Source organism: Nocardia sp. NPDC058633 (assembly GCF_042717045.1).
Taxonomy (GTDB): Bacteria; Actinomycetota; Actinomycetes; order Mycobacteriales; family Mycobacteriaceae; genus Nocardia.
Genome location: NZ_JBHXRA010000009.1, coordinates 162,156 through 179,645, shown reverse-complemented (window position 1 = coordinate 179,645; position 17,490 = coordinate 162,156). Strand labels below are relative to the sequence as shown.

The following is a 17,490-nucleotide window of genomic DNA, read 5'->3' as shown; positions in this document are numbered from 1 at the left end:
CCGACAAGATTCGGTAGATTGTCAAGAAGGTGTCGGCCGTCACCTCTTGACGACGGCCGATCGAGCTGGTGCAATCAAGAAACCGTACGTAGTAACTGTTTATTCGGATGAAGGGCTGCGATGACGCAGATCTCTCACCTCCGCCGGGGTAGTGGTTCGCCGATCGTGCTGGTGCACGGTCTCGGCAGTCGCCGGCAGGTTTTCGCGCCGATCATCGACCAGCTGGCGCAGCGGCACGAGGTCATCGCGGTCGACCTACCGGGCTTCGGCGACTCGCCCGCGCTGGACGCGGTGCGTCCGGGGCCGCGTGGATATGCCGCGTGGCTCGCGCGATGGTTGGCCGACAACGAGATTCGGAACCCGCACGTGGCAGGGAGTTCGATGGGTGGCGGTATCGCCATCGAGCTCGGTCGCGCCGGGGTCGCTTCCGGGGTCACCGCGTTCTCCCCGGTCGGGTTCTACGGCCCGGTGGGGCGGCGGTGGACCCAGTGTCTGCTCACCGGCATGCGTGGCGCCGCCCGGGCCGCCGGGCCGACACTGGGTCGGCTGGTCGAGCATCCCGCGGGCCGCGTCGCGCTGCTCTCGACCATGTTCGGCCACCCGGTCCGCGTCGACCCCGACGCCGCGAGGACCGACCTGGCCGGGCTGGCCGGCGCCAACTCCTTCACGGCCGCACGCGACGACTTCGCCAACTATGTCCTCGATCCGGGCGACGACCGTGGCTCGTTGGGTGAGATCCCGGTGACGATCGCGTGGGGCACCCGCGACGTCGTGCTCGTGCACCGCACCCAGAGCGCCCGTGCCCGCGCGGTGCTGCCGTTCGCGCGCCATGTCGACCTACCCGGCTGCGGGCACCTGCCGTTCAGCGACGATCCCGATACCTGTGTTCGCCTCGTTCTCGAAGGGACCTCATGACGCCGTCCATCGCCGTTATCGGCAGCGGGTTCGGTGGCCTGGCCGCCGTCATCGAATTGAAGAAGCGCGGCTTCGACGACATTGTCGTGTTCGAGAAGGCCGACGATGTCGGCGGTGTCTGGCGGGAGAACACCTATCCCGGTGCCGCCTGTGACGTGCCGTCACCGTTCTACTCCTACTCTTTCGAGCCGAATCCGCGCTGGCCGCACCGGTTCTCGCGACAGCCGGTGATTCTCGACTACATCGGGCACGTCGCCGACAAGTACGACGTGCGCCGCCACATCCGCTTCGGCACCGAAGTCGTCGGCGCCGCGTACGACGACGCCACCGAGAAGTGGACGGTGGAACTCGGCGACGCGGAGACCGTGGTGGTCGATGTGTTGGTGTCGGCGGTCGGGCAGCTGTCGCGGCCCGCGCTGCCCGCGATCGCGGGCCGTGACAGCTTCGGCGGGAGCAGTTTCCACTCCGCCGAGTGGGATCACGGCATCGACCTGACCGGCAAGCGTGTCGCGGTCATCGGGACCGGGGCGAGCGCGATCCAGTTCGTTCCCGAGCTCCAACCACAGGTCGAGAAGCTGACGTTGTTCCAGCGGACAGCGCCGTACATCATCCCGCGCCCCGACCGCGAGTTCTCGGCCCGCCATCAGCGGGTGTTCGAGAAGCTGCCGGTGACCGAGCTCGCCGAACGCGGCACCTGGTACGGCGTGGTCGAAGGGCTCAGTGTCGCGTGGGTGTACGCCAAACCGCTCTCCGCCGCGATCAAGGCCGTGTCGAAGTGGCACATGCGCAGGCAGACCAGGGCCAAGCCGGGTCTGTTCGAGAAGGTGTGGCCGGACTATCCGATCGGCTGCAAGCGGATTCTGTTCTCGGACAACTATCTTCCGGCGCTGGCCGAACCGAACGTGGAGGTGACCACCGAGCGGATCGCCGAGATCACCCCGTCGGGCGTGCGCACTGTGGACGGGCACGAGCACGAGGTCGACGTCATCGTCTGGGGGACCGGCTTCACCAGCACCGAGTTCCTGGCTCCGATGAAGATCACGGGTGCGCAGGGCCTGGCGCTGACGCAGGAGTGGGACAGCGGCGCACACGCCTACTACGGCATGACCGTGCCCCGGTTCCCGAACTTGTTCATCATGTACGGCCCCAACACCAATACCGGTGGCGGCTCGATCATCTACTTCCTCGAGGCCCAGGCGAAATATCTCGGCGACTACGTCGCCCATCTCGCGGCGACCGGTCGCGCGTTGACGGTTCGCCCGGATGTGGAACAGGCCTACGACGAACGGATCCAGTCGCAGCTCACCGGGAGCGTGTGGAGCCAGTGCTCGTCCTGGTATCGCCAGGCCGACGGCCGGATCACAACCAACTGGCCATTGCTCGGAATCCAATACAAGAAGCAGGCGCGGTTCGACCCCGCCGACTATGAGGTGGTGTCGCGATGAGTGACTACGACTACGACGTGATCGTCGTCGGTTCCGGTTTCGGTGGCAGCGTGACCGCGCTGCGGCTGACCGAAAAAGGTTACCGGGTAGGTGTTCTCGAATCCGGCAGGCGCTGGAACGCCGAGGACTACCCGAAGACCAACTGGAACATTCCCAAGGCCATCTGGGCGCCGCGCCTCGGCCTCACCGGGCCGCAGCGGATCAGCGCGCTCGGCAAGTGCTTGGTCTTCAGTGGTTCGGGCGTGGGTGGCGGTTCGCTGATCTATGGCAACACGCTCTACGAGCCGCTGCCGGAGTTCTATACCGACCGGGCGTGGGCGCACATCACCGACTGGAAGTCCGAGCTCGCGCCGTACTACGACCAGGCGGCCCGGATGTTGGGCGTGGTCGAGAATCCGCGGGTCGGGCCGAAGGACGATGTGCTGTTGCAGATCGCGCGTGATCTGAAGGTCGCCGATACTTTCCATCGCACCCATGTCGGGGTCTTCTTCAACGAGGGTTCCGAAGGTGTCGAGGTCGATGACCCCTACTTCGGTGGTGCGGGTCCGCGGCGGGCCGGTTGTATCCACTGCTCGGAGTGTTTCACCGGCTGCAAGCACAATGCCAAGAACACCACCACGCTCAATTACCTGCACCTGGCCGAGAGCAACGGCGCGCAAGTGCACGCGCTGACCACGGTGACGTCGGTGGCGCCCGACGGTGACGGCGGCTACCGCGTCGAGACGGTGCAGTCCAACGGCGTGCTGCGCAAGCAGCGGCGCACGTTCACCGCGCAGCAGGTGGTGTTCGCGGCGGCCGCGCTCGGCACTCAGAAATTGTTGCACTCGTTGCGCGGCAACGGCACGTTGCCCGCGCTGTCGGCGCGGGTCGGTGAGCTGACCCGCAGCAATTCCGAGGCGATCATCGGTGTCACCAGTAAGTCGCGACGCGATTTCTCGCAGGGCGTGGCGATCACGTCGTCCATCCATCCGGAACCTCAGACGCATGTGGAGGTGTGCACCTACGGCAAGGGACAGAACGCGCTGTTCGTGCAGACCGTGCCGATGGTCGACGGCGGGGCGTTCCGGTTCCTGCGGCTGCTGCTGACGATGCTGTTGCATCCGGTGCAGTTCCTGCGTTCGCAGAACGCGCGCGGCGCCTCGGAGCGGTCGGTGATCCTGCTGGTCATGCAGTCGCTCGACAATTCGCTGACCTCGTATCTGAAGGGCAAGCGGTTGGTGACCAAGCAGGGCAGCGGGGAGCCGAACCCGGAGTGGATTCCGTTGGCGCACGATATCGCCCGCCGGTACGCGGCCGAGTCCGATGGCATCAGCGGCAATATTGCCACCGACATCTTCAATATCCCCGCGACCGCGCACTACATCGGCGGCTGCACGATCGGCGATTCGGTCGATACCGGTGTGATCGACCCCTTTCAGCGGGTTTACGGCTATCCCGGTCTGCATATCGCCGACGGCAGTGCGATCACCGCCAATCTCGGGGTGAACCCGTCGCTCACGATCACCGCCCAGGCCGAGCGCGCGATGGCGTTCTGGCCCAACAAGGGCGAGCCGGATCCGCGGCCTGAGCTGGGTGCCGCCTACCGGCGGATCAGCCCGGTGGCCCCGGATCGGCCCGCTGTGCCCGCTTCGGCGCCCGGTGCGCTACGACTGCCTGCCTGAGGCGAGAGGATCATCATGACAATCGACCAACTCACCGCGCTCGAACCCGCCTGTTCGAGGGAGGCGGCGCTGGCCCTGTTCGACAGCCTCGCGCCGGTGCCCGCGGCCCAGCTCGGTGGGCGGTGGCACGGTCGTGAGCTGGCCACCGGGCACCCGTTGGACGGCCTGCTCGTGGCGTCCGGGTGGTACGGCAAGCAGTTCGACGGTGTCGACAGCGTGCATCCGTTGCTGTTTCGCGATCGGGCGGGTGCGGTTTTCGCTGTCGATCCGCAGCGAGTGCCGTTGGGCTTGGTCGGCAAGGTGCCGAGCACGGTGGTCGACCGGGGTCGGGGACTGCTCGGGGTGTTGAAGCCGGCGTTGCGGGCGCGCGGATACCGGGCGCGGCTGCGGTCGGTCGAGCACCGCGGGGTGGTGACCACGGCGATGGTGTACGACCATCTACCGATCATCGATGTGTTCCGTCGCATCGATGACGACACGGTGCTGGGTCTGATGGACTACCGGAACTTTCCCGAGCCGTACTTTTTCGTGCTCGTTCGCGAGAACGTGCAGGATGCGGTCCGTTTGCTCGAGTGAAATGGGGGTACGCGCCGACTGGGACCGGGGTAACCCCACGTCGAAAGGAGGCCGTGCCATGAATGGCAGTAGTGATCCCCATCAACACAAGTTTCCCGATACCGAACGGACGACGCGTTCGCACGCGGGGGAGTCGATTCAGGACTCGCTCAATTGGCCGGGGTTGTTGCTTGTCGGGATCGGCATCGTGATGATCGCGGCCACCCTGACGGCCGCCGGTTCCGGATTCGTGGGATGGGCGGTGATCGCCGGAATTCTCAGCGGTGTGTGTCTGCTGTTCGGCGTGGGTATCGTGCTCGCCGAGCATCGCCGGATCAAGGTCGGCGAGGGTCTGCATCTCACGGATCCCTGCGGTCACTGACGTGGGTGCAGATGCCGAGCCCGGCCTGATCACCGTCGGCTATTCGCATCTGTTCCCGGGAGTCGTGGTGCGCGCCGATCGTATGGCCGACGAGTTCGATGTGGTGTTCTCCGACGGGGTGCGCACCGAGGCGGGGATTCTGCGCGACGACGACGGGAGCGCGGCGCTCGATGTCGTCGGGTACGCGACGGCCGCCGGGACGATGTTGCCCGGTCGGATCTGGCCGATCACCTCGGTCGAGGACACCGGGTCCGAGGTGAATATCGAGCTGGGGCCTTTCGTGCGTTGACCTGCGCCGCATCGGTGATGGGTGGCACGGTCGGTATTTCGGCGTTCCAACTACTGGACCTACGTCCATTTATGCCGCACTGTGATGCTCATGAGCGAGCATCCCGCGCAACGGCGCACGCTGGCCGTGTTGGTCGCGGCGCAGGTCTTCAGTGGCGCGGGACTCGCCGCGGGGATCACCGTCGGGGCGCTGTTGGCCCAGGACATGCTCGGGTCGACGGGGTTGGCGGGGTTGCCCAGTGCGATGTTCACGATCGGGTCGGCCGCGGCGGCGGTCGGGGTGGGCCGGATTTCGCAGCGCGCTGGGCGTCGCGCGGGTTTGACGCTCGGGTATCTGGCGGGCGGGCTGGGCAGTTTCGGAGTGGTGGCGGCCGCGGTGACCGGGAGTCTGCCGTTGTTGTTCGTGTCGCTGATCGTGTACGGGGCGGGTACGGCGACGAGTCTGCAGGCGCGGTACGCCGGCGCCGATCTGGCACAGCCCGCCCATCGGGCGCGCGCGATCAGCACGGTGCTGGTGGCGACGACGGTGGGCGCGGTGGTCGGGCCGAATCTGACGACCCCGATGTCGAATATGGCTGTGCGGTGGGGTATTCCGGCGTTGTCGGGTCCGTTCGTGCTGTCCGGGGTGGCGTATGTGCTGGCGGCGCTGGTGCTGTGGGTGTTGTTGCGGCCGGATCCGCTCGTGCTCGCTCGCGGTCTCGCGGAGCCGCCGGGTGAGGCTGTCGTGACCGACGCCGCGGCGCGTTGGTCGGCGCCGATCGTGGCCGGGACGACGGTGATGGTGGTGACGCAGCTGGTGATGGTGGCGGTCATGACGATGACACCGATCCATATGCAGCACCACGGGCACGGGGTCGGCTCGGCGGGCTTCGTCATCGCGGTGCACGTCGCGGGGATGTATCTGCCGTCGTTGCTGTCGGGGATGCTGGTCGATCGGTTCGGGCCGGGGCGGATCGCGGTGGCCGCCGCGGGCACGCTGGTCGCGGCGGGTACGGCCGCGGCCCTTGCCCCGCCGAGCTCGGTGGGGGCGCTGGCGGTGGCGCTCGGGCTGCTCGGGGTGGGCTGGAACCTGGGGTTGGTCGCGGGGACCACGATGATCGCGGATGCGACCCCGGTCGCCACCCGTGCCCGTACGCAGGGCACGGTCGATGTGGGAATCGCGATCGCGGGAGCAGGTGGTGGACTCGGGTCCGGAGTCGTGGTGGCGGCCGCCGACTACCCGGGCCTGGGATTCCTCGGCGCGGGGATCGCGCTGCTGATCGTGCCCGCGCTGGCCTGGGCGACTCGCCGCCCACCCGTCGGCGAGGAGAGCCCGGTCGTGCGTGCCGAGCACTGATCGGGGCCACTGCGACGGGAACGACTCGTCCCGCGGTAGGCCCGTGCGATGATCTGGCGATGACAGGTCAGACGAGTACCACCGGGTTGCTGACGCTGTTCGGCGGCGTCGCCGTCGTGATGCTGATGGTCGACTGGAGTCCGATGCGGGCTGTGGCGTTCGCGGTGATCTGGGTGGTCGCGGCGGGAGTACTGATCGTGCGCGACCGGCGTCGGGCCACCGTCGATACCGCGCCCGGCGATATCTCGACCGCCGAGGTATCGCAGGGCGCTGCCTCAGACTCCGGCGAGCGCTGAGGCCAGATCCGGTACGTCCAGGGCCTGCACGGCCTGGCCGCGGACATCGGGGCAGTGTTGCGCGGTGACGGTGTCGATCACTTCGCGATTGCGGGCCACCGCGACATTGATGCCACCACTGCGCACCGCCCAGTTCTGCACGGTCGCGTTGAACGACACGCGCGCGACGTTGGCCCCCTGCGCGCGCCAGTTGTCGAGATCCGGGGCCATCATCTCGCACAGGTGCCTGGCGGCGTCGTCGGAGATTTCAGGGGCGCCCGCGGTGGACGGCGGCAAACCGGGATCAGGCGACTCGGTGCTGGTAGCGCAGCCGGCGACAACCAGCAGCCCGACCAGCACGGCGCCTCGGAGATGTGTGAACACGGAGCTGTCCCTCCGGTAGGGGTTTGTCTTGCTCAGTGCGAATGCCCGTCTCGGGCAGGCTCAAACAGTGTTTCCCTATCGGAATTCGCTGGGAGAGGCACGGTTTCGAATTGTTGCCCCGTCCCTCGGAAGCTGTCGCCGCCCGGATCGCCACTCCACATCGATGGCTGTCGATACAGTTCTCGACATAGCTGGACGCGTATCCGATGAATGAGGTTCTGGTGGATGCTCTGCCTGTCGTTGTCATAGGTGCGGGACCCGTCGGGTTGGCGGCGGCCGCCGAACTGCGCGAACGTGGGCTCGCGGTAGTCGTCGTCGAACGTGGCTCGCGGGCCGGTGCGGCGGTCGCCGAGTGGGGCCATGTGCGGTTGTTCTCCCCCTGGGCAGAACTGATCGCCGCCCCCGCCCGGCGTCTGCTCGCGGCCACGCCGTGGGTCGCTCCCGGGGGCAAGGACTATCCGACCGGAAAAGCCTGGGTGCGCGAGTATCTGGAGCCGTTGGCGGCCGCGCTCGGATGCGTGCGCTACGACACCGAGGTCGTCGGAGTCGCTCGGCGCGGTCGCGATCGTGTGGTCGACTCCGGTCGCGACACCGAACCGCTCTCGGTGCATCTGCGCCGGAGCGACGGTTCGCGGGACAGGATTGTGGCCGGGGCGCTCATCGACGCATCAGGCACATGGACATCGCCCAACCCCCTCGGCGGTGAGGGGTTTCCCGCGTTCGGCGAGCCCGCCGATGCCGTCACCTATCGTGTTCCTGAGATCGAATCGCCGTCTGTGCGTGCCCGATACAGCGGAGCTCACACGGTCATCGCCGGTAGCGGGCACTCCGCGTTGACCGCGATCGTAGCGCTCTCGCAGCTCGCGAACGACCCGGGAACACGCCTGACCTGGGTGTTGCGCCGTGGCCGGAGCGAGTCGACGTTCGGCGGCGGCGAAGCAGACGAACTGCCCGCGCGCGGCGCGCGCGGTGTGCGCGCGAAGCAGGCTGTCGAAGACGGGCTGCTCACCGTCGTCACCGGGTTTCGCACAGCCGCTGTCGAATCCGGCCCGGACGGTCGAGTCGCGGTCGTCGCCGATGACGGGCGGCGCGTCGACGACGTCGACCACGTGGTGGCGTTGACCGGATTCCGCCCCGACCATTCGTGGCTGTCCGAGGTGCGACTCGAACTCGACCCCGTCCTGCAGGCCCCGATCCGCCTGGCGCCGTTGATCGACCCGAACATCCATTCGTGCGGCACCGTGTATCCGCACGGCATCACCGAGCTCACCCACCCCGAGCCGGGCGTATTCCTGGTCGGCATGAAGAGCTACGGCCGCGCCCCCACATTCCTGGCGATGACCGGCTATGAACAGGTCCGCTCGATCGCCGCCGCACTCGCAGGCGACCACGAAGCCGCGACCCGTGTCGACCTGGCCCTGCCGGCGACCGGAGTGTGCGGCGGCGCAGGTCTTTTCGATGATTCGGTCGGCGTCGACAGCGGAGATCGCGTGTGATGTGGCGGGGCACTCGCTGGATGATCACCGGGTGTGTGCGGCCGACTGGGTGAATTCGTCGGCGATCTCGGTGACGCTGGGCATCGCGGCGATCTCGGCGGCGACCGCGCGGGCGTTGGAGGCCAGGTCGGGATCGTCGATCAAGGTGTTGAGGTGCGCGGCGGTGATCGAGCGGGCGGGGATCGACAGCCCGGCACCGCGCCGCCGCACCGCGAGAGCATTCCAGGCCCTGTCTCCGGGGGCGGGGGTGGCGATTTGCGGGATGCCCGCGTGCAAAGCGGCGAAGACCGAACCCGCCCCCGCGTGATTGACCATGGCCGTGCAGTGGGGCAAAGCATCGTGGAGGGCGATCCAACCGGTGGTGCGAATGTTCGCGGGAAGGTTGTCGGCGCGCAGAGTCCTTCGATCGGGCCGGACGATGACGATCTCGGCATCGACAGACGGGGCCGCGCGCACGATGGCGCGCAGCATCGTGTCCGGACCGTCGCCGAGCATGGTCGAGCGGGTGACGAGGATGCGCCGACGGCTCGACGGTTCGCGCAGAAACCGGGGCGTGGTCGCGCCGGGCGCCGAGTAGGGGGTGTAGCGCAGCGCGCGGCCGTCGATGTCGACGATGCTGGGTGGGGCGATGGACAGGGTGGTCGCGGGTGCGGGCAGGGCGGTGTCGGTGAGCAGGCGCAGAAGTTCGCGACGAATGACGGTGCCGTCGTCGAGGGCGATGTTGTGCAGGACCGTGGGGACACCGAGTCGGTCGGCGACGATCGCGGCCGCCGAAGCGAACGGCTCGTGCACGATCACTTCCGGTCGGAACTCGGTGGCGGCACGCAGGAGCGGATCGACCATCGGACGATTGGTGACCGCGAAGACATGGGCACCGCCGCGCGCATCGGCCATTCCCTTGCCCGAGCGCACTGCCAGCACCGGATGCGTGCCCAGCCCGCGCACCGCGGCACGCAGATAGTCGATCGGCGGGGCGATGTCGATCACCGGTAGCTGCGTACGCACCACCGCGGCGGCATCACCGCCGGTGGCCACCATGACATCGTGGCCGAGCTCGCGCAGACGCCGCGCCAGCGGCAGCATCGGGAAAAGGTGCCCGATCAACGGCATGGCCACGAACAGCACTCGCATCCGGTCTCCGTCTTCGTCGGGCGGTCGCGTGATCAGCCCGCACCATCGGTACTACGCTGCGACTGCCGTGGGGGTTCATATCAGGGCGGAGGTCGCCCGTCGTCGATGGTGCGAGGCTGCTCTCGCAGGCCGGTTACGAGGCCGCCGCGCCGTGATAGAAGAGGTCGCCCAGGCCGACAGTGAACACCAGGATGCCGTACAGGGCGTGTTCTACCGAAGTGGTGAGCAGTGAGCGGGTGCGCTGGTATCGGACGGCGAAGAGTGCGCCCGCCGCGATGCTCAGCAGCACCGAGATCCAGTTGCCGACGATGAAATGGGCGAAGCCGAACGCGGTGGCGCTGGCGGCGACCATGCGCAGACCGTCGCCGAAAATCGGGGCGTAGCGGTGGAAGAGGAACGCGCGCAAGAGTAGTTCCTGCGGATAGACGCTGGCCAGTGGGTAGAACACGAGGACCAGTACCCAGATCAGGGGGCGTTCTCGAGGCAGGTCGAACAGGTTGTCCGGGCGCAGCAGGGCTACCGCGGCAGTGAGGGCTACGGCGCAGATCGCCCAGAGTGCGAGGATGCTGGGCAGGGCGGGCCGTAGTGTGTCGGCTCGCCAGAAGGAGCGGTGGTCGAATCCTGTGCGGCGCAGGTAGATCACGATGCCGACGGTGATGACCAGCAGGAAAGGCAGCGGGCCGACACCGCGCAGGAACACCGCGTACAACCCGGTCAGGCAGAGGAAAAAGGCGACGAATTCGACTGTGAGCCAGGCCTTCCGGCGGTTGAGGCCGGTGTCGACGGTCATGGCCCGAGCCTACTGGGTACCCGCGCGCGCGGTCGGCGTGAAGGTGCTCGGGCGTCTTCGGTGGGTGGTGTGGTCGACGGGACTTCGGGTGATCTCGGTGAAGGACTGCCCTATCTAGCTATTGCGCGCTAAAGTCTGCCTGGAGTGGAATACAGCGGAAGGTGGCAGGCAATGACAGCGTCGGCGGTCAAACAGCAGGTGCTCGAACTCGGTGGGGCGTTCATGATCTCGCGCGAGGCCAGGGCGTTCGGGGAAACGACCGGAGTGCCCGGATTCCAAGGCGCCTACACGCGTGGACGTGGCGGGGTGCTCGGTGACGTCGACGCCGATGTCGTGACCGCGGCGTTCGGATTCTTCGAACCCGGCGGCGTCCGCGCCGCGTGGGAATCGGTGCCCATGCCCGCCGCGGAGGCCGCCGTGGACTACATGGTCGCGTGTCGCGACTTCGGGCAGCGCAAGCTCGCCGCGTTCGAGCAGTCCGACCGGCTCGTCGAGCTGCTGCGGCGCGTGGTCGATGCCGCGCCCTCGACCGGGCTGCCGTTGTTCGCCGGGTGGCGGGCGATGCCGGTGCCCGAGGACGGCCGGGCCGCGGCGCTGCAGCTGACGCATGTGCTGCGCGAACTACGCGGCGGACTGCACCTGATCGCGGTGATCGCCAACGGGCTCACCCCCCTGCAGGCGATCCTGGTCGCGGGCTCGCCGATCTACGACGGACCCGGCCACGCGAAATTTCTCGGCTGGACCGAGCCGTTCGAGACGGTCACCGACGATATGCGGGTGCGCTGGGCGGCGGCGGAGAAGCTGACCGACGAACTGATCGCGCCCTGCTTCGAGGTCCTCGACGACGCCGAACGCGAGGAGCTCACCGCGCTGATGCGCGAAGCGCACCGAGTCGCGTTGAGCCGCTAGAGCGTTCAGGAACCGATGACGTCGCGCCCGCGGCCCACGATCAGTGGGTCGGCGGTGCCGACGATCTCGAACTCCTTGTTGTCGTAGTCGAACCCGCTCAACACGTGCCGCATCGCGTTGAGCCTGGCCCGCTTCTTGTCGTTGCTCTTGACCACGATCCACGGTGCGTGGTCGGTGTCGGTGTGCTCGAAGTTCTCCTCCTTGGCCGCGGTGTAGGAGTCCCACTTGTCGAGCGAGGCCAGGTCCATCGGCGAGAGCTTCCAGTGCCGCACCGGGTCGACCTGGCGGATGGCGAAGCGGGTGCGCTGCTCCAGCGCAGACACCGAGAACCAGAACTTGACCAGGTCGATGCCGTCGTCGACGAGCATCCGCTCGAACAGCGGCACCTGCGACAGGAAACGCCGATGCTGTTCGGGGGTGCAGAAATCCATCACCCGTTCGACACCCGCGCGGTTGTACCAGGAGCGGTCGAACAGCACGATTTCGCCCGCGGCGGGCAGGTGCTCGACATAGCGCTGGAAATACCACTGGGTGGATTCGCGGGCGGAGGGCTTTTCCAGCGCCACCACGCGGGCCCCGCGCGGATTGAGGTGCTCCATGAATCGCTTGATGGTGCCGCCCTTGCCCGCGGCGTCGCGACCCTCGAACACGATCACGACGCGGCGACCCGTCGCTTTGACCCAGTTCTGTAGTTTCAGCAGTTCGATCTGCAGCAGCCGCTTGTCGAGGTCGTACTGCAGGCGCGAGAGACGCTCGTCGTATGGGTAGCCCTCACGCCAGGTGTCCACGACCAGACCGCCAGGGTGGGTGAGCAGGATCGGATCGTCGTCGTCACTGTCGTCGACGGTGAAACCGGTGGTGTCGGCCAGGTTCACGACAGTCGCGAGATCGGCGATCTCGCTGACATCACGGGGGATCGGACGAGTCTCGACATCGGTCATCTCTCGGACGCTAAATGACGCGCGTGTCGCTGAGATGAACGCGCGGTGCCCACCGGGCCCACGGCCCGCACCCTCAACACGGCGATCTGGGCGCGGTCTCGCCAGTTCCTGCGGATGCCACCTCGTTCGGGGCACACTGTCATCGGATTCACCTGATGTTCGCGAGTCGACGATGCCGCCGTGGAGAGGACGAAGCCGATGCACGAGGGAGGCTCCTTCGCCGAACAGTCCGCTCTACCCGACGGTTCCTCGAGCAGTCGCGTAGTCCGCATCGCGTCCGTCGCGGCGCTCGGCGGGTTGCTGTTCGGCTTCGACAGTGCCGTGATCAACGGGGCGGTCGCGGCGATCCAAGACGAATTCGATGTCGCCGACGCCGTGCTCGGCTTCGCGGTGGCCTCGGCCCTGCTCGGCGCCGCCGCGGGCGCGATGACCGCGGGCCGGATCGCCGATCGCATCGGCAGGGTCAAGGTGATGAAGATCGCCGCGGTCCTGTTCTTCATCAGCGCTGTGGTCACCGGTTTCGCACCCGATGTCTGGATCCTGGTGTTGGGCCGGGTGATCGGCGGTGTCGGTGTCGGCGTGGCCTCGGTCATCGCCCCGGCCTATATCGCCGAAACCTCGCCCGCCAGCATCCGCGGCAGGCTCGGGTCACTGCAACAGCTCGCCATCGTGCTCGGTATCTTCCTGGCGCTGCTGGTGGACTACGTGCTCGCCCACATCGCCGGTGGCGCGAGCGAAACGCTGTGGCTCGGGCTCGAAGCCTGGCGCTGGATGTTCTTGTCCATGGTGGTGCCCGCCGTGGTCTACGGCGTGCTGGCCTCCACCATTCCCGAGTCGCCGCGCTACCTCGTCGCCACCCACAAGATCGGCGAGGCGCGCCGGGTGTTGTCGATGCTGTTCGGTGCGAAGAACCTCGAGATCACCATCGGCCGCATCGAAGAGAGCCTGCGCAGCGACACCAAGCCGTCGTGGAAGGACCTGCGCCGTCCCGGTGGCGCGATCTACCCGGTTGTGTGGGTGGGGCTGATGCTGTCGGTGTTCCAGCAGGCCGTGGGCATCAACGTGATCTTCTACTACTCGAACGTGCTGTGGGAGGCCGTGGGCTTCGAGGAATCGCGGTCGTTCCAGATCAGCGTGTTCACCTCCGTGGTCAACATCGCCACCACCATCGTGGCGATCATGCTCATCGACAAGATCGGGCGCAGACCGCTGCTGCTGACCGGTTCGATCGGTATGACCGTCACGCTGGCCACGATGGCGATCTGCTTCGGCGCCGCGGACCAGGTGCCCAACGCCGAAGGGGTTTTGGAGCCGCAACTGACGGGTGCGCTCGGCCCGATCGCTCTGGTCGCGGCCAACCTGTTCGTCGTCTTCTTCGGGATGAGTTGGGGCCCGGTCGTGTGGGTGCTGCTCGGTGAAATGTTCCCGAACCGGATCCGTGGCGCCGCGCTCTCGCTCGCCGCGGCGGGGCAGTGGGCGGCGAACTGGGCGATCACCGTCTCGTTCCCGAGCCTGAAGACCTTCTCGCTCGGTTTCGCCTACGGGATGTATGCGGTGTTCGCGCTGCTGTCGTTGGGTTTCGTGGCGAAGTTCGTGCCCGAGACCAAGGGGATGACGCTCGAGGACATGGACGAAGCGGCCGGCTTCGAGCGCCCCACCGCCAGCGCCTGAGCACCTCGACGAGGGAGGAAGGCTGCGCGATGCATTCGGCCCACGAGATGAACCGGCAGTCGCGCGCGACGGACGACGCCGAGGCGGTGGGGTGGTGAGAGCACCGGGCTCCGCGAGCGACACCGCGACCTGGACAGTGGTCGAGGAGGGCTGGAACCCGCAGCGCGCCAACTACTTCGAGACGATCTTCACCGTCGGCAACGGGCGCCTCGGCACTCGCGGGTCGCTCGAGGAACGCCACACCGGCGCCTTGCCCGCCACCTTCATCGCCGGTGTCTACGACGCGTACGACTCGCCGGTCATCGACCTGGTGAACGCGCCGGATTGGCTGGCCGGGGAAGTCTTCGTCGACGGCGTACGGCTCGATACCGAGTCGGCGCAGGTGATCGAGCATCGCCGTGAACTGGATCTGCGCAGCGGAGTCCTGTCCCGCGACACGGTGTTCCGGCTGCCCGACGGCGCGCGAGCCCGGCTGCGGACGCAGCGGTTCGCGAGTACCGCCGATCGTGATCTGTGCGGTCTGCGGATCGAGGTGACCTGTTCGGATCGGGCGGGGGCGGTGACGGTGCGGACCGGCGTCGACGCCCACCGGCGTAATCTCGAACGGCTGCCGACCTATCGTGAGCAGACAGTGTTCGGCTACGAACGCAAATGGGACAAGTGGGCCAAGTCCACGCACCTGGCGTCGGTCGGCGCGGGATTCGACGCCGACGTCGGTGTCATCGAGAGCCGCACCATCGACAGCGGGATCGACCTCGCGTATGCGATCACGTGCTCGGCCGACGGGGGACGCCGTCAGCAGCGGTGCCGACACGACGCCATCGAGGTGGAGTGGCAATTCGACACCGGTGCCGGTGAATCCGTGCGGGTCGACAAACTGGTCGGGATCGCCACCAGTCGCGATTACCAGGCGGTGGGCACACCGCGAGAGCGCGCGGTGGACACCGTCGTGCGGGCCGGCTCGTTCGATGTCGCGGCGGCGGCGAACCGGGCGGTGTGGGATCGGGCGTGGGCAGACGCCGATTGTGAAGTGGTGGGCAACGATCGGGTGACCCGGGCGCTGCGATTCGCGATCTATCACCTGATCATCGCCGCCGATCCTGATGATCCGACCGTGAGCATCGGCGCGAAATCGCTGTCCGGCGAAGGCTATCGGGGCCATGTCTTCTGGGACACCGAGGTGATGTTGCTGCCGTTCTACCTGTTCACCCAACCGCGCGCGGCCCGCGCGCTGCTGGGCTACCGCCACCACACCCTGCCCGGCGCACGGGAAGTGGCCGCCGCCAACGGGACCGGCGGCGCTCGGTTTCCGTGGGAATCGGCCGACACCGGAGGTGAGGAATGCCCGCAGTACACCCCGGACGGCACGCAACGTTTCTACACGCGCGAAGAGGAACTCCACATCACCGCTGATATCGCCTACGCGATCATGCGGTACGCCTGCGTCACCGGCGATGACGACTATCTGTTCGGCGAAGGTGCCGAGATCCTGTTCGAGACCGCCCGATTCTGGGTGCAACGGTGTGTCGAGGACGGAGATCACCTCGCGATCCGGACGGTGATGGGGCCCGACGAATTCCATTCCCATGTCGACAACAACGCCTTCACCAACAAGCTGGTGCACTGGCATCTGCAGCAAGCGGCGGCGGTGTTCGAACGGATGTCGCGGGAGCGTCCCGATCAGTGGCACCACCTCACGACCTCGATGGGGCTCGACCACGGTGAACCGGCCCATTGGCTGGCCACCGCGGACCGGCTGCGGGCACCGACCGATCCCGACTGCGGTGTCATCGAACAGTTCGACGGCTATTTCGATCGCACGGACGTGCCCATCGTCGAATACGACGACAACGACATGCCGCGATATCCGGCCGGCTACGACCATGTGGACTGCGAGGCCACCTCGCTACTGAAACAGCCGGATGTGGTGATGCTGCTGCACATGCTGCCCGACGAGTATTCGCTGTCCACCCGGCGGCAGAACTACGAGTTCTATGAGCAGCGCACGTTGCACAAGTCCTCGCTGAGCCCGTCGATCCATGCGATCGTGGGCTTGCGGGTGGGCGATACCCGCACGGCGGAACGGTATTTCGAGCGGTCGGCGTTCGTCGATCTCGACGACAACCAGGGCAATACCGAAGAGGGAATCCACATCGCGTCGGCGGCGGGCACGTGGCAGGTCGCGACGCACGGTTTCGGGGGCTTGCGGGCCGGTGCCGACGGGTTGGGGTTCTCGCCCGCGCTGCCGTCGTCGTGGCAGCGTGTGCGGTTCTCGGTGCGGTGGCGGGGGCGCACGGTGCGAGCCGATCTCGGACATCGCGACGCGCGCTTGGAACTCGTGGGCGACGGACCCGCGGTGGAGATCGCCGTATGGGGGACCGCGGTGACACTGGAGCCGGGTAGGGCAGTCGAGGTGGCCGCCCCCGAGGGGGAGCCGTCGTGACAGCGGTGCTGGATTCACAGGCCGTGCTCTTCGACCTCGACGGTGTGCTCACCGATACCGCGGCGGTGCACCGGCGGGCGTGGGCGGCGCTGTTCACCGAGTTCCTGCCGACCGTCGCGCCCGAGGCCGCCCCGTACACCGACGCCGACTACTTCGCACTGGTGGACGGCAAGGAACGTGCGGCGGGGGTGCGGTCGGTGCTCGCCTCCCGTGGCGTGAGCGTGCCCGACGGAGAGTTGGACGACCCGCCCGGCGCGACGACCGTGCACGGACTGGGCAACCGCAAGAACGTGCGGTTCACCGAGATCATCCGGGGTGACGGTGTCGCAGTGTTCGACGGGTCGTTGCGCCTGGTCGACGCTGTCGCGGCCGCCGGCATTCCGATGGCGGTGGTGTCGAGTTCACGCAACGCGGTGCTCGTGCTCGCCACCGCCGGCCTGCTGGACAGGTTCGCGGTGGTCGTCGACGGGGTCCTGGCCCACGACGAACACCTGGCCGGCAAACCGGAGCCCGACATGTTCCTCACGGCGGCAAGAGTTCTGGGAGTGGGTGCGGCGGGCACCGTGGTGATCGAGGACGCGGTGTCGGGGGTCGAGGCGGGGCGTCGGGGCGGGTTCTGGGTGGTCGGGGTCGACCGGGGGACCGGAGCGTCGGCGTTGCGCGCCGCCGGTGCGGACGCGGTCGTCACCGATCTGGCGGATCTGCTGCCGGAGTGAGAGCGATCCCTCGAGATCGGAGTTGGACAAGTGTTCATTTTGGTGACGATGATGCGGAAACCAGCTGACAATAAAGTCGGATCGCACGAAATGGGTTCCGTCGCCAGGTCGGAGCTCACCACGCCGGCGAAAATCCGCGCAGGCAGGTGAGT

17 protein-coding genes are annotated in these 17,490 nt (G+C 67.4%); 13 read left to right on the top strand and 4 right to left on the bottom strand.

Annotated elements, in window-relative coordinates:
- The first annotated feature begins 120 nt into the window (after positions 1-120).
- From ACFWUR_RS14180 to ACFWUR_RS14145, 8 genes are all read left to right on the top strand, one after another.
- A complete protein-coding gene (locus ACFWUR_RS14180) occupies positions 121-915 on the top strand; it encodes an alpha/beta fold hydrolase (protein ID WP_378906690.1) in 795 nt (264 codons plus the stop codon).
- Positions 912-2,360, top strand: coding sequence for a flavin-containing monooxygenase (locus tag ACFWUR_RS14175; protein ID WP_378906689.1), 1,449 nt, complete (start codon positions 912-914; stop codon positions 2,358-2,360). Before ACFWUR_RS14180 ends, ACFWUR_RS14175 begins: the two co-directional genes overlap by 4 nt.
- Positions 2,357-4,021, top strand: coding sequence for a GMC oxidoreductase (locus ACFWUR_RS14170; RefSeq protein WP_378906687.1), 1,665 nt, complete (start codon positions 2,357-2,359; stop codon positions 4,019-4,021). The genes ACFWUR_RS14175 and ACFWUR_RS14170 overlap by 4 nt, the downstream gene beginning before the upstream one ends.
- 15 nt (positions 4,022-4,036) lie before the next feature.
- On the top strand, positions 4,037-4,597 hold the full coding sequence (locus ACFWUR_RS14165) for a DUF4334 domain-containing protein (RefSeq protein ID WP_378906685.1): 561 nt from the start codon (positions 4,037-4,039) through the stop codon (positions 4,595-4,597).
- 58 nt (positions 4,598-4,655) lie between these two features.
- Positions 4,656-4,958, top strand: a complete 303-nt coding sequence (locus tag ACFWUR_RS14160) for a hypothetical protein (protein ID WP_378906683.1) — start codon at positions 4,656-4,658, stop codon at positions 4,956-4,958.
- Between the two features lies 1 nt (position 4,959).
- Entirely contained in the window at positions 4,960-5,247 is a 288-nt protein-coding gene (locus ACFWUR_RS14155; protein ID WP_378906681.1) for a hypothetical protein, read from the top strand.
- Positions 5,248-5,337: 90 nt separating this feature from the next.
- Positions 5,338-6,582 carry an MFS transporter gene (locus tag ACFWUR_RS14150; RefSeq protein WP_378906679.1) on the top strand — a complete coding sequence of 415 codons (1,245 nt, stop codon included), beginning with the start codon at positions 5,338-5,340 and terminating at the stop codon, positions 6,580-6,582.
- 59 nt (positions 6,583-6,641) lie between these two features.
- Positions 6,642-6,878 (top strand): hypothetical protein, encoded by a 237-nt coding sequence (locus tag ACFWUR_RS14145; protein WP_378906677.1) that lies wholly within the window; start codon positions 6,642-6,644, stop codon positions 6,876-6,878.
- Here the strand turns inward: ACFWUR_RS14145 and ACFWUR_RS14140 are convergent.
- Positions 6,858-7,241, bottom strand: coding sequence for a hypothetical protein (locus ACFWUR_RS14140; protein ID WP_378906675.1), 384 nt, complete (start codon positions 7,239-7,241; stop codon positions 6,858-6,860). The two genes, ACFWUR_RS14145 and ACFWUR_RS14140, sit on opposite strands and share 21 nt — an antisense overlap.
- Before the next feature lie 221 nt (positions 7,242-7,462).
- Here ACFWUR_RS14140 and ACFWUR_RS14135 point away from each other — a divergent pair, with 221 nt between their 5' ends.
- Entirely contained in the window at positions 7,463-8,737 is a 1,275-nt protein-coding gene (locus ACFWUR_RS14135) for an FAD-dependent oxidoreductase (protein ID WP_378906673.1), read from the top strand.
- Positions 8,738-8,761: 24 nt separating this feature from the next.
- Here the strand turns inward: ACFWUR_RS14135 and ACFWUR_RS14130 are convergent, their stop codons facing one another.
- Entirely contained in the window at positions 8,762-9,868 is a 1,107-nt protein-coding gene (locus ACFWUR_RS14130) for a glycosyltransferase (RefSeq protein WP_378906671.1), read from the bottom strand.
- Between the two features lie 133 nt (positions 9,869-10,001).
- Positions 10,002-10,658 (bottom strand): CPBP family intramembrane glutamic endopeptidase, encoded by a 657-nt coding sequence (locus ACFWUR_RS14125; protein WP_378906669.1) that lies wholly within the window; start codon positions 10,656-10,658, stop codon positions 10,002-10,004.
- A gap of 171 nt (positions 10,659-10,829) precedes the next feature.
- Here ACFWUR_RS14125 and ACFWUR_RS14120 point away from each other — a divergent pair, with 171 nt between their 5' ends.
- The gene (locus ACFWUR_RS14120) at positions 10,830-11,567 is read left to right on the top strand and encodes a hypothetical protein (protein ID WP_378906667.1); all 738 of its coding nucleotides are present in this window, start codon (positions 10,830-10,832) and stop codon (positions 11,565-11,567) included.
- 5 nt (positions 11,568-11,572) lie between these two features.
- On the opposite strand, the gene ppk2 is transcribed toward ACFWUR_RS14120, so the two are convergent.
- Positions 11,573-12,508: a polyphosphate kinase 2 gene (gene ppk2, locus ACFWUR_RS14115; RefSeq protein ID WP_378906665.1), complete on the bottom strand. Its 936-nt coding sequence runs from the start codon at positions 12,506-12,508 to the stop codon at positions 11,573-11,575.
- A gap of 198 nt (positions 12,509-12,706) precedes the next feature.
- On the opposite strand from ppk2, the gene ACFWUR_RS14110 reads away from it, so the two are divergent.
- The 3 genes from ACFWUR_RS14110 to ACFWUR_RS14100 all read left to right on the top strand — a co-directional run bounded on the left by ACFWUR_RS14110 (position 12,707) and on the right by ACFWUR_RS14100 (position 17,338).
- The gene (locus tag ACFWUR_RS14110) at positions 12,707-14,179 is read left to right on the top strand and encodes a sugar porter family MFS transporter (protein ID WP_378906663.1); all 1,473 of its coding nucleotides are present in this window, start codon (positions 12,707-12,709) and stop codon (positions 14,177-14,179) included.
- 94 nt (positions 14,180-14,273) lie between these two features.
- On the top strand, positions 14,274-16,622 hold the full coding sequence (locus ACFWUR_RS14105) for a glycoside hydrolase family 65 protein (RefSeq protein ID WP_378906661.1): 2,349 nt from the start codon (positions 14,274-14,276) through the stop codon (positions 16,620-16,622).
- The gene (locus ACFWUR_RS14100) at positions 16,619-17,338 is read left to right on the top strand and encodes an HAD family hydrolase (protein WP_378906659.1); all 720 of its coding nucleotides are present in this window, start codon (positions 16,619-16,621) and stop codon (positions 17,336-17,338) included. The genes ACFWUR_RS14105 and ACFWUR_RS14100 overlap by 4 nt, the downstream gene beginning before the upstream one ends.
- Positions 17,339-17,490 lie beyond the last annotated feature (152 nt).

Excerpts from the sequence above, each read along its gene's own strand:
- ACFWUR_RS14110 (WP_378906663.1), top strand. The coding sequence starts at position 12,707 with ATGCACGAGGGAGGCTCCTTCGCCGAACAGTCCGCTCTACCCGACGGT.
- ACFWUR_RS14150 (WP_378906679.1), top strand. The coding sequence starts at position 5,338 with ATGAGCGAGCATCCCGCGCAACGGCGCACGCTGGCCGTGTTGGTCGCG.
- ACFWUR_RS14170 (WP_378906687.1), top strand. The coding sequence starts at position 2,357 with ATGAGTGACTACGACTACGACGTGATCGTCGTCGGTTCCGGTTTCGGT.
- ACFWUR_RS14130 (WP_378906671.1), bottom strand. The coding sequence starts at position 9,868 with ATGCGAGTGCTGTTCGTGGCCATGCCGTTGATCGGGCACCTTTTCCCG.
- ACFWUR_RS14145 (WP_378906677.1), top strand. The coding sequence starts at position 6,642 with ATGACAGGTCAGACGAGTACCACCGGGTTGCTGACGCTGTTCGGCGGC.
- ACFWUR_RS14165 (WP_378906685.1), top strand. The coding sequence starts at position 4,037 with ATGACAATCGACCAACTCACCGCGCTCGAACCCGCCTGTTCGAGGGAG.
- ACFWUR_RS14160 (WP_378906683.1), top strand. The coding sequence starts at position 4,656 with ATGAATGGCAGTAGTGATCCCCATCAACACAAGTTTCCCGATACCGAA.
- ACFWUR_RS14180 (WP_378906690.1), top strand. The coding sequence starts at position 121 with ATGACGCAGATCTCTCACCTCCGCCGGGGTAGTGGTTCGCCGATCGTG.
- ppk2 (WP_378906665.1), bottom strand. The coding sequence starts at position 12,508 with ATGACCGATGTCGAGACTCGTCCGATCCCCCGTGATGTCAGCGAGATC.
- ACFWUR_RS14175 (WP_378906689.1), top strand. The coding sequence starts at position 912 with ATGACGCCGTCCATCGCCGTTATCGGCAGCGGGTTCGGTGGCCTGGCC.
- ACFWUR_RS14125 (WP_378906669.1), bottom strand. The coding sequence starts at position 10,658 with ATGACCGTCGACACCGGCCTCAACCGCCGGAAGGCCTGGCTCACAGTC.
- ACFWUR_RS14120 (WP_378906667.1), top strand. The coding sequence starts at position 10,830 with ATGACAGCGTCGGCGGTCAAACAGCAGGTGCTCGAACTCGGTGGGGCG.